This is a genomic window from Bilophila sp. 4_1_30, assembly GCF_000224655.1.
GTDB lineage: Bacteria > Desulfobacterota > Desulfovibrionia > Desulfovibrionales > Desulfovibrionaceae > Bilophila > Bilophila wadsworthia.
Genome location: NZ_JH114232.1, coordinates 1,049,288 through 1,063,124, shown reverse-complemented (window position 1 = coordinate 1,063,124; position 13,837 = coordinate 1,049,288). Strand labels below are relative to the sequence as shown.

10 protein-coding genes and 2 pseudogenes are annotated in these 13,837 nt (G+C 61.3%); 5 read left to right on the top strand and 7 right to left on the bottom strand.

The features are described 5' to 3' along the window. The 4 genes and pseudogenes from HMPREF0178_RS22020 to ileS all read right to left on the bottom strand — a co-directional run. Positions 1-411 (bottom strand): annotated as a pseudogene (locus HMPREF0178_RS22020) (tol-pal system protein YbgF); the annotation flags it as partial. 63 nt (positions 412-474) lie between these two features. Beyond that, positions 475-675 carry a PLDc N-terminal domain-containing protein gene (locus tag HMPREF0178_RS11300; RefSeq protein WP_005025303.1) on the bottom strand — a complete coding sequence of 67 codons (201 nt, stop codon included), beginning with the start codon at positions 673-675 and terminating at the stop codon, positions 475-477. Continuing rightward, positions 672-1,178, bottom strand: coding sequence for a signal peptidase II (gene lspA, locus HMPREF0178_RS11295; RefSeq protein WP_009733521.1), 507 nt, complete (start codon positions 1,176-1,178; stop codon positions 672-674). Before lspA ends, HMPREF0178_RS11300 begins: the two co-directional genes overlap by 4 nt. Then, positions 1,178-4,004 (bottom strand): annotated as a pseudogene (gene ileS / locus HMPREF0178_RS11290) (isoleucine--tRNA ligase). Before ileS ends, lspA begins: the two are co-directional and overlap by 1 nt. A gap of 332 nt (positions 4,005-4,336) precedes the next feature. Between ileS and HMPREF0178_RS11280 the strand changes: the two are divergent. Then, positions 4,337-5,020, top strand: a complete 684-nt coding sequence (locus HMPREF0178_RS11280) for a hypothetical protein (protein ID WP_009733519.1) — start codon at positions 4,337-4,339, stop codon at positions 5,018-5,020. Between the two features lie 4 nt (positions 5,021-5,024). Beyond that, complete coding sequence (locus HMPREF0178_RS11275; protein WP_009733518.1) at positions 5,025-5,711, top strand: hypothetical protein; 687 nt, start codon at positions 5,025-5,027, stop codon at positions 5,709-5,711. Positions 5,712-5,841: 130 nt separating this feature from the next. Here HMPREF0178_RS11275 and clpB read toward each other — a convergent pair whose 3' ends face one another. From clpB to HMPREF0178_RS11260, 3 genes are all read right to left on the bottom strand, one after another. Then, positions 5,842-8,463 carry an ATP-dependent chaperone ClpB gene (gene clpB / locus HMPREF0178_RS11270; protein WP_009733517.1) on the bottom strand — a complete coding sequence of 874 codons (2,622 nt, stop codon included), beginning with the start codon at positions 8,461-8,463 and terminating at the stop codon, positions 5,842-5,844. A 116-nt stretch (positions 8,464-8,579) separates the two neighbouring features. Beyond that, positions 8,580-8,888 (bottom strand): chaperone modulator CbpM, encoded by a 309-nt coding sequence (locus HMPREF0178_RS11265; protein WP_005025286.1) that lies wholly within the window; start codon positions 8,886-8,888, stop codon positions 8,580-8,582. 45 nt (positions 8,889-8,933) lie between these two features. Continuing rightward, positions 8,934-9,872 (bottom strand): DnaJ C-terminal domain-containing protein, encoded by a 939-nt coding sequence (locus HMPREF0178_RS11260; protein WP_005025284.1) that lies wholly within the window; start codon positions 9,870-9,872, stop codon positions 8,934-8,936. A gap of 212 nt (positions 9,873-10,084) precedes the next feature. Between HMPREF0178_RS11260 and HMPREF0178_RS11255 the strand changes: the two genes are divergently transcribed. The 3 genes from HMPREF0178_RS11255 (at position 10,085) to HMPREF0178_RS11245 (ending at position 13,819) form a co-directional block, all read left to right on the top strand. Next, positions 10,085-12,700, top strand: a complete 2,616-nt coding sequence (locus HMPREF0178_RS11255; RefSeq protein WP_009733516.1) for a dynamin family protein — start codon at positions 10,085-10,087, stop codon at positions 12,698-12,700. Positions 12,701-12,835: 135 nt separating this feature from the next. Next, positions 12,836-13,339, top strand: coding sequence for a GNAT family N-acetyltransferase (locus HMPREF0178_RS11250; RefSeq protein ID WP_009733515.1), 504 nt, complete (start codon positions 12,836-12,838; stop codon positions 13,337-13,339). Between the two features lie 18 nt (positions 13,340-13,357). Further along, complete coding sequence (locus tag HMPREF0178_RS11245) at positions 13,358-13,819, top strand: CreA family protein (protein WP_009733514.1); 462 nt, start codon at positions 13,358-13,360, stop codon at positions 13,817-13,819. Positions 13,820-13,837 lie beyond the last annotated feature (18 nt).

Here is a 13,837-nt window from a genome sequence, read left to right as displayed (position 1 = left end):
GGGAGCCGCGGCGGTGGAGTCGGGCATACCGGGCGCGGAGGGAGCCGCTCCGGGAGCGCCCGGAGCGGCGGCCACGGGCAGTTCCATGCCGAACTGCGTGGCGATGGCCTGCAACGCGGCCTCATGGTTGTTCACGCGCTGGGCGAGACCGGGAAGGCCGCCAGCAGCGGCCGTCGCATTGTTGAAGTCGTCGATCTGCCCTTTCACGGCGCTCATCTCCTGACGCAGGGACTGAACCTGCGCCCATGTGTCGGCCTGTGCGGGCTGCACGCCGGAAAGCTGGCTATTCAGAAGGCGGATCTGCTGCTCCTGCTGGTTCAGACGCATCTGCATGGCGTCTATCTGGCCATTGGCACAGCCGGTCAGAACGAGCGATCCCAAAAGCAGGGGGAAGATATACGGCTTTTTCATTGTATTACCCTGAAATGAAGGATTTGGATAATAAAGATACGCCCTTTGCGGGGAGAACTCAAGTCAGTGAGCACGCCGCCAGCCAAACAGCACATAGGCCACGCCGCCGAGGACGGGAACAAACACGCACGCGACCATCCACAGCACCCGCTCGAGCGGCGTTTCAAAGGTATGGTTGAAGGCGTGCCAGATGCCCCACAAATTCAGCAGCGCGGGCAGAAACAGCAGCGCGATCTGCCACCATTCAAGCGAAAACAGACTCACGAAGCCCTCCCGGACGGACCTTTCAGCCACATGCTGAGGCAAACGAGCAGCGCGCCGCAACAGATGGCGATGTCCGCCACGTTGAACGCGGGCCAATGCCACTGGCCGACATAGAAATCCAGAAAATCCACAACGGCACGGAACCGGATGCGGTCCACAAGGTTGCCCACGGCTCCGCCGAGCACCATGCCGAGCCCCCAGAACAACATCTTTTCGCCGCGCTGCGCCGAGCGCGCGAGCATGAATATCACGCCCGCCGAAACCAGCGTAGCCGCGAAGAACAGCCAAAACTGCCATTCGATGTCCGACCGGTTGAGGAAGCCGAACGCGGCACCACGATTGCGGATATTGACCAAATCAAAGAAGCCGGGGATGACCGTCACCGCCCCATAATAGGGCAGTGACGCCATCACCCACAACTTGGTCAGCTGGTCGAGCACAAGCGCGCCGACGCCGACGCCCAAAACAACTCTATAACGAGTATCCTTGCCCGGCTCTGCCACTATGCGAGTTCCTTCATAACGGCGGCGCAGCGGGGGCACAGCGTCGGGTGTTCGGGATCGGAACCGAGTTCGTCACTATAGATCCAGCAGCGCTCGCACTTCTCGCCAACGGCCTTGGCCACGCTCACGGCCAGCTTGCCGCATTCGGCAATGTCGGCCTGAGCGAGATCGGCGGGCGCGTCGGCAAGCGGAGCCAGATGGAGCTGGGACACGATGCACACGGACGCGCAGGTCCGTGCCGATGCCGCCGAGCACTTCCAGCAGTTCCGGCGAGGCGTACAGGGTCACGGCGGTGTCCAGCGCGTGGCCCACAGTCCCGGCCTTGCGGAGCGGCTCGATGGCGCGGGTCACTTCGGTACGCGCGGCGAGCACGGCCTCCCAACGCTTGCGGCCAGCATCATCCAGCAGGAAGGCCTCCGCGTCCATGAGCTGGAAGGCGAACACGCTCTTCGCGCCGGGGTGCAGCGCTTCGGGGATGTGGCGGAACACTTCCTCAGCCGTGAAGCTCAGGACCGGGGCCATGTCCTGCACGAGCATCAGCAGGATGTGGTACAGCGCGGTCTGGGCGGAACGGCGGGCGCGGCTCGCGGGCGCGGAGGAGTACAGGCGATCCTTGAGGATGTCCAGATAGAACGCGGACAAGTCTGTGGAGCACAGGTTGTGCAGCGAATGGAAAACCTTATGGAATTCGTAGTCCCGGTAGGCGTCCTGCACGCGCTGGTGCGTGCGCGCGGCGACGTCGAGGGCATAGCGATCCAGCGGGTCCATGTCCTTCATGTCCACGAGGTCGGCCTTCGTGATGTCGTTCAGGTTGCCGAGCAGGTAGCGGCAGGTGTTGCGGATACGGCGGTAGGCGTCCACAAGGCGGTTCACGATTTCCGCCGAAATGCGCACGTCCTCACGGTAATCCACGGAAGACACCCACATGCGGATGATTTCCGCGCCGTGCTTGCTGATGATCTCGTCAAGCTCGATGCCGTTGCCGATGGACTTGGACATCTTGCGGCCTTCGCCGTCGACCACGTAGCCGTGCGTGAGCACCGCCTTGTAGGGCGGGACGCCGCGCGTGCCGATGGAAGCGAGCAGCGAGGAGTGGAACCAGCCGCGGTGCTGGTCCGAGCCTTCAAGGTAGAGGTCGGCGGGGAAGCCCAATTCGGGGCGCTTTTCGAGCACCGCCGCAAAGCTGGTCCCGGAGTCGAACCACACGTCGAGGATGTCGGATTCGCGCTTCCAGTGCTGGCCGCCGCACTTGGGACACTTCAACCCTTCGGGCACGATGTCCTTCATATCGGCTTCATACCAGTAGTCGCAGCCGGTGGGATGCTTGGCGAACCGGGCGGCAATGTCGCGCATCCATTCGGGATCGTTCCAAGCCTCTCCGCAGTCTTCGCACAACAGGGCCAGAATCGGCACGCCCCACAGACGCTGGCGGGAAATGCACCAGTCGGGGCGCTGCTCGATCATGTTGTAGATGCGTTCCTCGCCCCAGCTCGGGATCCATTCCACGTCGTTGCGGATGGCCTTCAACGCCTTCTGGCGCAGCCCGTTGGCCTCCATGCTCACGAACCACTGGGTCGTGGCGCGGAAGATGACGGGCTTTTTGCAGCGCCAGCAATGCGGATAGGAGTGCGTGATGTCGGCCTGCCCCATCAGGTTGCCGACTTCCTTGACCTTCTCAATGACATTGGGGTTGGCCTTCTGCACCTGCAGCCCGGCGAAAAACTCCACGCTGTCGAGGTATTCGCCGCGATCGTTGAGCGGGGAATAGATGTCGATGCCGTACTGGAGGCAGACTTCGTAGTCCTCGCGGCCGTGTCCGGGAGCGGTATGGACGCAGCCGGTACCGGCATCAAGCGTCACATGGCCGCCGAGGATCAGCGGAGACTCGCGGTCGTAGAACGGATGGCGGGCCTTGACGAGTTCAAGCTGCTGCCCGGTAGCGGTCCCCACGGTCTTCACGCCGTCCATGTCCCAGCCGCACGCCTTGGCGACGCTTTCGACGAGTTCCGTGGCGAGCACGTACTGGCTGCCTTCATATTCGACCAGCGAATATTCGAATTCGGGATGCAGCGCCACGGCCATGTTGCTCGGCAGGGTCCACGGGGTCGTGGTCCAGATGATCACATAGGCGCGGGACGGGTCGGCGTTCTCGAAAACCGTCTTGAGCTTGCCGTCGGTCAACGGGAAGCGGACGTAAATGGACGGCGACTTGTGGTCGGCATATTCCACTTCGGCCTCGGCAAGCGCCGTCTGGCAGGAGCAACACCAGTAGATGGGCTTCTTGCTGCGGACCACATTGCCCTTCTCCACGAAATTCGCCAGTTCGGTAGCCGTGGCGGACTCGTATTCGGGGAGCATGGTCTTGTAGGGATGCTCCCAGTCGCCGAGCACGCCAAGGCGCTTGAATTCCTTGCGCTGGATATCGATGAACTTGTCCGCGTACTGGCGGCAGCGGCGGCGTACCGCATACGGCGGCATTTCCTTTTTCTTTTCGCCAAGCTCGTGCTCAACCTTCAATTCGATGGGCAGGCCGTGGCAGTCCCAGCCGGGCACATACACGGACTGCTGCCCCTGAATGTTGCGGGACTTGATGGTGATGTCCTTGAGGATCTTGTTCAGGGCATGGCCGAGATGCAGATGGCCGTTGGCGTAGGGCGGGCCATCGTGCAGACGAAAAGAGCCCCGGCTGCCCGAAGCTTCCAGCATGGTTCCGTAAATATTGTTCTCTTCCCACCAGCGCAGCATTTCGGGTTCACGCTGGGTGAGATTGGCTTTCATGGGAAAGGATGTATCGGGAAGATTCAGGCTCTTTTTGTAATCGCTCATGGACAGGCTCCTTATATATCCACACCAAAGTGTAATCGAAAAATTGTGCTTCAAGGTTGCGCGGTTGTCAAGAAAGAACGCGGAGGAAACGCCGCCCTCCCCGCCTGATTGTCACAGGCATGAGAGGATGATAGAGGGGGCCGAGCGTAAGGAGCGAAAGCCTTTCGCAAAGGCGGAGCCCCGTGCGCCCCGCCCAGCCGCAGGTGACGCCAAGGCATCCCCGCAGCGTACCCCCAAGCCCTCCCGGAACAAAACCCCGCCCAAGGCGGAATTCCGGAGGCTGCCAAGGCTCGACAACGCGGCAACGCCGCATTCCCCCGGAGGCCATACCCATGACGTTTCCACGGTCCTGCCTGTACGCCCTGCTTGCGGCGTGCCTTTTGCTCCCCGGCTGCGTCGCCAACCAGTACGCCATAAAAATCAACGCCATCACCAACGGCGACATCCAAGCCGGCATCGGGGACGTCTACTATATCATGGCGGTCAAGGGCCAAGAGGACGATCTCGTCTTTCTGGAACTCAAGCGGAACCTCGAAAGCGCCCTGCCCCAAGCGGGCCTGAAAGTGACCAAAAGCCTCCCCCATGCCACAGCGGTGCTTTTCGCGGGGTACAAGAGCCAAACGGTCGCCCGGCAGACGACCGTTTCCGAACCCGTCTACGGCGTGACGCGGGTCGAAACCAGAGGTACGGGGGAATACATCAACACGTTAACGGGAAAAACCAGCAGGACATCCGTTTCAACCCCTACCTACGGCGTTACGGGCTACAAGAACACCCAGAAGGAAGTGGCCCAAAACAAGATCGTTCTGCTGCTTGCCGCCGATTCGCTCAAAACGAAGAAAAAAATGTGGGAAACGATCGTCACCTACACCGGGAACTCGTTTGACAACCGCAAGATGCTGGACATGATGGTCATGGGCGCCAAGGATTACCTCGCCCAAACCACCCCCGGCGACACATGGCTCGACGTCAGCGAATCCGACGATGGCGCACTCAGCCTTAAAGAAAGGAAGTAAGCCCATGTGCACAGCCAAGATCCCCCCGCGCCCCTGCCTCTTCCTGCTGGCCGCCCTTTTCCTGCTGGCGGGCTGCTCTCCCCAGTACTCCATGCGGGTCATTTCCGAAACCGACGGGCACGCCTACCCCAATGACCAGTATACCTACTATATCGCCTCATCGAAAAAACAAAACAGCGACCCCACCTATCAGCTTCTCAAGCAGGACGTAAAAAACACCCTGTCTGAAACGGGCTTCACGCTCACGCAAGACCGCAACCGGGGCACGGCACTCCTTTCCATCGATTACACCGCCAAAACATCCACAAAGCACATCACCGTCAAAAAGCCGATTTACGGACAAACCGGGACTGTCGAAAAGACGCACGGCACGTATGACAAGGCCACGGGCCGCTATACCAAAACCACCACGACGACCCCAACCTACGGGACGGTCGGGTATGAGGATGAAATCAAGGAAGTCACGGAGTGCGACATCTTCCTTCATCTGAGCGCCGCCAGCAGCAAAACGAATAAAGAGCTCTGGAGCACCAGCATCTACCATACGCACGACTCCGAGGATATTTCCGGCGTGTTGAGCGTGATGATCAGGGGCTGCAAGGATTATATCGCCCGCAACACAAGCGGCATCATTTCACTGCAGGTCACGGCAAACGACGACGGCACGTTCGGGATTGTGGAAAAGCAATAGGCGCATCCGACCAGCGGAGTATCGCCGTCAAGAAAAGGGCCATCAGCATGACAAACGCCGCTGATGGCCCTTTCAGGTTCATAAAGGAAAGGAGCGGAAAGCGCCTCCGCCTTCCGCCCTTTTCCGAATCTTATTGCAATGGCTGCACGGTATCGCCCGACTTCACGCCGAAGGTCAATCCGTCTTCGGTGGCGTCGATGACCACCCGCTGATCGTCGCGCACCTGCCCGCCGATGATGAACTTGGCGAGCGGCGTTTCGACGTGGGACTGCAGGTACCGCTTGAGCGGACGGGCCCCATAATGCGGATCGTAGGCGGCATCCCCAATGAACTCGTGGGCGGCCTCGGTCAGTTCCAGCGCGATCTTGCGCTCCTCAAGCCGCTTCTGGAGCCGACGCAGCTGGAGGTCGATGATCTGGCCGATCTGCTCGGGGAGCAGCGGCTTGAACAGCACCGTCTCGTCCACGCGGTTCAGGAACTCGGGCTTAAAATGCTGGCGCAGTTCGCCCATGACTTCCGTATACACATCCGAGGCGAACGAGCCGTCCGGATTGATGCCGTCGAGCATCCTGTACGAGCCGATGTTCGAGGTCATGATCACGATGGTGTTGCGGAAGTCCACCGTACGGCCCTGGCTGTCGGTCAGCCTGCCGTCGTCGAGGAGCTGCAGCAGGGTGTTGAACACGTCCGGATGCGCCTTTTCGATTTCGTCGAACAGGATGACGCTGTAGGGTTTGCGGCGCACGGCTTCGGTCAGCTGACCACCTTCGTCGTAGCCCACATAGCCGGGAGGCGCACCGATGAGCCGCGCCACGGAATGCTTTTCCATGTACTCGCTCATGTCGAGGCGCACGATGTTCTCTTCGCTGTCAAAGAGCGCTTCGGCCAGCGCCTTGCACAGCTCCGTCTTGCCCACACCCGTGGGGCCGAGGAAAATGAACGAACCCTGCGGGCGCGAAGGGTCGGACAGCCCGGCCCGGGTACGCAGCACGGCGTCGGACACGGCCTGCACGGCCTCATCCTGCCCGATCACGCGCTCATGGAGCTTGTCAGGCAGATGGATGAGCTTGTCGCGTTCGGACTGGAGCAGCCGCGTGACCGGAATGCCGGTCCAGCGGGCCACGATATCCGCCACATCGTCGGGGCGCACTTCCTGCTTGAGCAGGCGCGGCGCTTCCTGACCGTTTTCGGCTTCGTGGAGACGCTTTTCCAGCTCAGGCAGCTTCGCATACTTGAGTTCGGACGCCGCCTGCAAATCGCCGCGGCGGGTCGCGTCCTCAATGGCGAGGCGCGTCTGCTCGATCTCGCCTTTGAGATCGCGCACAACGTTGATGACGCCCTTCTCGTTTTCCCACTGGCCCTTGAGCTCGGCCTGCGTCATCTGAAGGTTGCGGAGTTCGTTCTCCAGCTTCTCCAGACGCTCGCGGGACGCGTCGTCGGTTTCCTTGCGCAGGGCCTCGCGCTCGATTTCGAGCTGCATGACCTTACGGTTGGCTTCGTCCAGTTCCGTGGGCAGCGAGTCGATTTCGGTACGGATCATGGCGGCGGCTTCGTCGATCAGGTCGATGGCCTTGTCGGGAAGCTGACGGTCGGTGATGTACCGGTTGGACAGCACCACCGCCTCCACAATGGAGGAGTCGCTGATGCGCACGCCGTGGTGCACCTCAAACCGCTCCTTCAAGCCGCGCAGGATGGAAATGGTGTCCTCCACGGAGGGCTCCTCCACCAGCACGGTCTGGAAACGGCGTTCCAGCGCCGGGTCCTTTTCGATGTACTTGCGGTACTCGTCGAGGGTCGTCGCGCCGATGCAGTGCAACTCGCCGCGAGCCAGAAGCGGCTTCAGCAGGTTGCCCGCGTCCATCGCACCGTCGGTCTTGCCCGCGCCCACGATGGTGTGCAGCTCGTCGATGAACAGGATAATCTGCCCTTCGGATTTCTGCACTTCGGACAATACAGCCTTGAGCCGTTCCTCAAATTCGCCGCGGTACTTGGCGCCCGCAATGAGCGCGCCCATGTCCAGCGCAAAAATGGTCTTGTTCTTGAGCCCTTCCGGGACGTCGCCCTTGACGATGCGGTAGGCGAGGCCCTCCGCGATGGCGGTCTTGCCCACGCCCGCCTCACCGATGAGCACGGGATTGTTCTTCGTGCGGCGCGACAGGATGCGGATGACGCGGCGGATTTCCGCGTCACGACCGATCACCGGGTCGAGCTTGCCCTTGCTGGCGGCTTCGACGAGGTTGCGCCCGTACTTGCTGAGCGCCTCATAGCTCTCTTCGGGGTTGGCGGAGGTCACGCGGTGCGGGCCGCGGACAGCCATCATCGTCTCGGTGAACTTATCGGCGGACAAGCCGGCATCCGCCGCGACCTGACCAAGCCCTGTGGAGGCGGGTTCGCGCAGCAGTTCGGCAAAAATATGCTCCACGCTGACGTACTCGTCACGCAGACGCTTGGCGAGAGCCTCGGCGTTGGCGATAGCCTTGGCGACCCGCTGCGAAATCGTGATCGTGCCCATTTCCGCGCCCGGCCCGCGCACGGAAGGACGCTTCTTCAGAACCGCCTCCAGCGCCGTGACCAGCGCCTTGGGGGCGACGCCGACGCGCTCCAGAACGCGGGGGACAAAGCCGTCTTCCTGATTCACCAGAGCGAGCGCCAAATGCTCGGCGTCCACTTCCTGATGACCGTACTGGGCGGCGAGCCCCTGCGCCGTGGTCAGCGCTTCACGGGATTTTTCGGTAAATCTGTTGATATCCATAATGGTTCACCTCTATTGCGTTGTAGCGCAGCAGCGGCGCCCGAGACAAAATGACCGAACGCAACACAACTGCAAAAGTGATATCACTATCGCTTTCTCTCTAACAATAAGGCGTACTAACGATCTGTCAACTCACGAATACGCAACTCTAATGTTGCGATACGGTCCAGCAGGTCCATTACTATGGAGCCGCCGAGCGTGTGCAGTTCGAAATCGCTGCACAGCCGCTCAAGCTTGCGGATACGGTATACGTCATCCTGCCGGAACAACAATGCGGCTTCCGCCGTGCGCGTGGGTTTGAGCCACCCGATGTCCATCAGTTCGGAAAGGCGATCCGGGGTCGTCCCGGTCAGTTCCAGGAATTCGCCCCAGACGATAAGGGTCGAGCGGCTCGGCACATCCTTTGTATTCTGCAAAAGTTCCATACAATCATCTCCCCTGACGTTGTCCTTCAAAAACGGAACGCGGCACTATTTTTCCGCCGCAAGGGCTTCCCACAGTTCACGCTGCTTCGGCGTGAGATCCTTCGGCGCGTCGATGCCGACCCGCACATACAGATCGCCGCGCGACTTCGCCGGGCCAAGGCCCTTGCCGCGCAGACGCATCTTCTTCCCGCTTCCGGTCCCGGCGGGAATGGAAAGCTCGACGTTCCCGTCAAGGGTGGGGACTTTGACCTTCGCCCCAAGCACGGCTTCCCACGGCGCGATCCGCACCTCGTAGGTGAGGTCCGTGCCGTCAACATGGAACAACGAATGCGGTGCGAAACGTATCCTCAAATACAGATCGCCCTTCGGCCCGCCGTTGGGCGAATCATAGCCCTGCCCGGCAAGGCGGAGCTTGGCGCCGTCCTTCACCCCGGCGGGGATATTCACTTTCAGGGTTTTGGTGCCGTCCCCGCCCTCAAGCGTAAGACTGCGCTCGCCGCCCTTCACGGCGTCCTCAAGCGTGATGGAAATATCGGCCTCGATGTCGCGGCCCCGCTGGGGACGGGACGTATAGCCGCTGAACGGGCCGCCGGCGCTCCCGCCCTGACGGCTGCCGAACAGGGTTTCGAAAAAGTCGCTGAACCCGGAGCCGTCAAACCCCTGACCGCCGAATTCCTGCCCGTTGAACGTGAAGCGCGTACCGCCGCCGTAGGGGTTGCCCCCGCCGAACGGATTGCCGCCGAACTGCTGGCCCTGCTGCCAGTTGGGCCCGAGCTGGTCATACATCTTCCGCTTCTGCTCGTCTTTGAGAACTTCGTACGCCTCGTTTATTTCCTTGAACTTTTCCTCGGATTCCTTGTTTCCGGGGTTGAGATCCGGGTGGTACTTGCGGGCGAGCTTCTTGAAGGCTTTTGCGATTTCATCCTTGGAAGCTTCGCGCCCCACACCCAATATTTTGTAATAATCCTTATATTCGACACTCATACTTTAGCCTCCTCATAGACACGCCTGTCTGTGCGCGCAAGGCCGCCCTCACTCTTCACGCGGCCTTAACTGATCATATGTAAAGCGGATCCCATTTCAGTCAAGACGATGAGAGCCCGGCAGGGCCGCCCTCCCGGCCATTGAAAAAAAAAGGCGTTGCGGCTAGGTACAAAAGGTACGGGCCGTTTACCGACCAGCAAAGGAGCCTCCCCATGTCCTCCCGTCCCACCTCAGCCTCCATGCTGTCCATGCTCCCCCAACCCATCCAGCCGATCCCCGGCGACTCCTTCAACGACCGCATCCTGCTGTTGCTTGCGGCGGTCGCCACGACGGACGACATGCTCACCTATCGGGAGTACCAGCTCGTACAGGAGGCGGCGCAGGCCATTTTCGGGGAACGCGCCCTCCATGCCGAACTGCAAGCCAAGCTCCACTACGCGCTCCTGAACCCGCCGTCCGATCCCGCCGACATCGCCCGCGACATGGCGAACCAGGCCGACGCCCAAAAGGTTTCCTCCACATTCGTGGACACCATGCTGAAAGCACTCTCCCGCATCGGGGGGCAGGAGGAACGGATCGACGAAAAGGCGCGGTCGCTCGTCAACGACATCGAATGGGCCTTCCGCAAGTCCCGCCTCGAACGCAGCGCGGGCCGGGGCATCGGCCTCGGGCTCAACGTCGGGGAAAGCCTCGGCGAACTCTACCGCAAGGCAACCAACGTCCTGCCTTCCCGGAAGGAAATCGCGGGCTGGTTCGCGCCCGAAACAAGCCAGTTCAACGCCGATATGGAGCGTTTCGCCAATTCGCTCGACCGCATCGCGTGGACGCTCGACGACATGGACCTGCGCGAAGAGCTGTATATTTTCCGCAAGATGCTGCGCCGCCAGCCGTTCAAGATCGTCATCGTGGGCGAACGCAAACGCGGCAAAAGCTCGCTCATCAACGCGATCATCGGGCAGGAGCTGTCCCCGGTGCGCGAGTCCACGCCGGAAACCGCCACCGTGGTGGAATTCAAATACGCCCACGCCCCGGACTACAGCGTGCGGTTCCTCGACTCCAGCCAGTTCGCCCGGCTTGAGGACTATCTCGAAAACGAGCAGGACAACCTGCTGCTCACCCGCAAAATCGAACACATCCGCAAAGGTGTGTCCGACGGCACGTTCATCCCCGGCAAGCTGCTTTCGGGCATCACCTGCTGGGACGACCTGTCCGACTACATCAGCCTTGAGGGGCGTTTCTCAGGATTCGTGGCCCGCGTCAGCGTGGGGCTGCCGCTGGACACGCTCCGGGCGGGCGTCGTGCTCGTGGACACGCCCGGCCTCAATGATACCGATCAGTTTCATGATTATCTTTCCTATGAGGAAAGCCTTGAGGCGGACTGCGTCATCTTCGTCATGGACGCCCGCGATCCGGGCTCCAATTCCGAACTATCCCTGCTCCGCAAGCTGGCCCGCAGCGGACGCACGGTCAGCATCATCGGCGTGCTGACCAACATCGACCGCCTGAACAGCGCCGCCAGCCTCGAAGTGGCCCGCGAACAGGCGCGCACCGTGCTGCGCGAAGCCTGCCGGAGCTCCGGCCATGTGAAACTCGCCGGTGTCGTGGCCCTCAATACCCGGCAGGCCGTCGAGGAACGCTGCCGGGGAGGTTCCGCCTTCTCGGAAACGCTGTCCAAAGTGTCGCGTTCCGTGTCCGGCTGCGGAGAGCTTGAGCAGCTCCTTGCCCTCCTGCGGGAAATCATGGACAGGGACGCGGGCAAGGAGGCATACCGCCACAAAATCGCGGAAGCCTACTCCCGGATTGCCGACTCCGCCCGCGAACGGCTCCGCCAGCATGTGCAGGAGTACCGCGAATCCCTGCCGAACCCCGAACTGCTCGGTATGCTGGACGCGCACGCCAAACAGCTTTCCGCCTCCGCCCTCTCCTCGCTGGAGCAGGCCCGGCAGGTCGTGAACGCCGCCGCCAAGGACTTGGACGCGTGGGACGAATCCACGGAAAAGGCGCTGAAAAAGTTCCATGAAACGCTGGTACTGCGGCTCATGGACGCCGTGAACCGCAAAGTGGCGGATCTCGGGCATCAGTTCGCCAAAGATTCCGTCTGGAAGGAATTCGACGCCACCGAAGCCCGGGCCATCGCCCGGCGCGCCGTGGACGAATTCCTCGACGAACAGCGCGGCATCCTCCACACGTGGGAAGACAAGCTCCGCCTCTTTTCCGCGCGCATGGACGAATTTTCGCAGGAATGCCTTGCCCGCCTGAGCTCCAATATCGACGGCCTGCAAGACGATCCGGGCGAAGTGAACGGCGGCTCCTCGACGGCCACGCACTTCCTCGTACAGACGCACCGGCACATGAAGAACCTCGCTGTGTTCACCACCGGGCTCACCGTGGGCCGCCTCACCGCGCTCGGGCCAATCTCGATACTTGTTACCGCAGGTAACATTATCGCGCTGGCGGCAGCGAGCCCCCTCGCGGCGGCCGTGTTCGCGGCCGTGGCCGGGACCGCGGGCCTGCTCTACCACCTTGGGCGCGAGGATAAGCGCAAGGCCGCCTTCCTCGACAAACGCCGCCGCGAAGCCGAGGAATACGCCGAGCGGGTATGCGACGCCCTCCGGCAGGAACTCGCCGTGGTCCGCGAAGATCTGGGCAAGGCGTACGAGTTCGAGGTCAAGCGCGGCTTTGCCCCCGCTTTGGAAAGCCTGTTCCACCAGTCCGTGCACCTGCGCCTGTTCCTTGACGTGATGCAAAAAATCCGCAGCGACGTTTCCCGCTACGACGCGCATGTACAGAAGCAGCTGGAACAGCTCGGCGGCGTTCTGGAGCGCTGATATCACGGTGCCGCCCCAGCTAGAGCGGATTTCCTTTTAAACTGCATGAAGTAATGCACATTACGGAATAAAAAGATTCTAACCGTCCGTTTTACCGCCCCCAACCACAAACGTTCCGCCCTCCAGAGGCTTACCATGACCATCAGACAAGCAAAGCCCGAAGACTTCGACGCCATCTATTCCCTTATCAAAACGGCATTCCAGACCGCGAAAGTCTCCGACGGCGACGAACAGGATTTCGTCCTTAAACTCCGGAAGGGGCGCTATATCCCCGAGCTGGAACTTGTCGCCGAAGAGGACGGCGTACTCATCGGTCACATCATGCTGACCGGAGCATCCATCCGTGAAAACGGCGGCTGCTTCGGCACGCTGCTCCTCGCCCCGCTATCCGTGGCGCTCGAATGGCGCGCCAAGGGCATCGGAGCGGCCCTCATCCGCGAGGCCCTCGCCAAGGCCGCCGCACTGGGGCATTCTTCCGCCGTGCTCATCGGCGATCCCGGCTACTATGGCCGATTCGGATTCCATTCCGTCGCGTCCATCTCCTATCCCGGCGTTCCCGGTGAATACACGCTCGCCTGCGAGCTCACGCCCGGCGCGTTGCGCAACATTGCGGGAGCCATCGCTCTTCCCGATTGCTAAACCAAAAGGAAAAACGCCATGCTCAAAACATACGCCTGCCTTGCCCTGTTCTGTTCCCTGCTCCTCCCCTCCTTCGCCCATGCGGACGATTCAAACGTGGGCTGCGTCACCACGGAATGGAAACTGCTCGGAGCCAATCACAAAGTCTGCGTTTCGGCCTTCAACGATCCGGATATTCCGGGAGTTGCCTGTTACATCAGCCAAGCCAAAACCGGCGGTGTTTCCGGCTCGCTCGGGCTTGCCGAGGATCCGTCCAACTTCGCCATTTCGTGCAGCCAGGTCGGCCCTATCGAAATTCCCGCCAAGCTCCCCAAGCAGGCCAACGTGTTTCGTGAATCGACCTCCGTCTTTTTCAAGGCCACCCGCGTTACCCGCATCTGGGACGCCAAGCGCAACACGCTCGTCTATCTCGCGGTCAGCCGCCGCCTCGTGGACGGCTCGCCCTTCAACGCGATCTCCACGGTTCCGGTGAAACAATAGGGAAAAAGAAGAAATGTG

Excerpts from the sequence above, each read along its gene's own strand:
- HMPREF0178_RS11280 (WP_009733519.1), top strand. The coding sequence starts at position 4,337 with ATGACGTTTCCACGGTCCTGCCTGTACGCCCTGCTTGCGGCGTGCCTT.
- HMPREF0178_RS11275 (WP_009733518.1), top strand. The coding sequence starts at position 5,025 with ATGTGCACAGCCAAGATCCCCCCGCGCCCCTGCCTCTTCCTGCTGGCC.
- clpB (WP_009733517.1), bottom strand. The coding sequence starts at position 8,463 with ATGGATATCAACAGATTTACCGAAAAATCCCGTGAAGCGCTGACCACG.
- HMPREF0178_RS11265 (WP_005025286.1), bottom strand. The coding sequence starts at position 8,888 with ATGGAACTTTTGCAGAATACAAAGGATGTGCCGAGCCGCTCGACCCTT.
- HMPREF0178_RS11260 (WP_005025284.1), bottom strand. The coding sequence starts at position 9,872 with ATGAGTGTCGAATATAAGGATTATTACAAAATATTGGGTGTGGGGCGC.
- HMPREF0178_RS11255 (WP_009733516.1), top strand. The coding sequence starts at position 10,085 with ATGTCCTCCCGTCCCACCTCAGCCTCCATGCTGTCCATGCTCCCCCAA.
- HMPREF0178_RS11250 (WP_009733515.1), top strand. The coding sequence starts at position 12,836 with ATGACCATCAGACAAGCAAAGCCCGAAGACTTCGACGCCATCTATTCC.
- HMPREF0178_RS11245 (WP_009733514.1), top strand. The coding sequence starts at position 13,358 with ATGCTCAAAACATACGCCTGCCTTGCCCTGTTCTGTTCCCTGCTCCTC.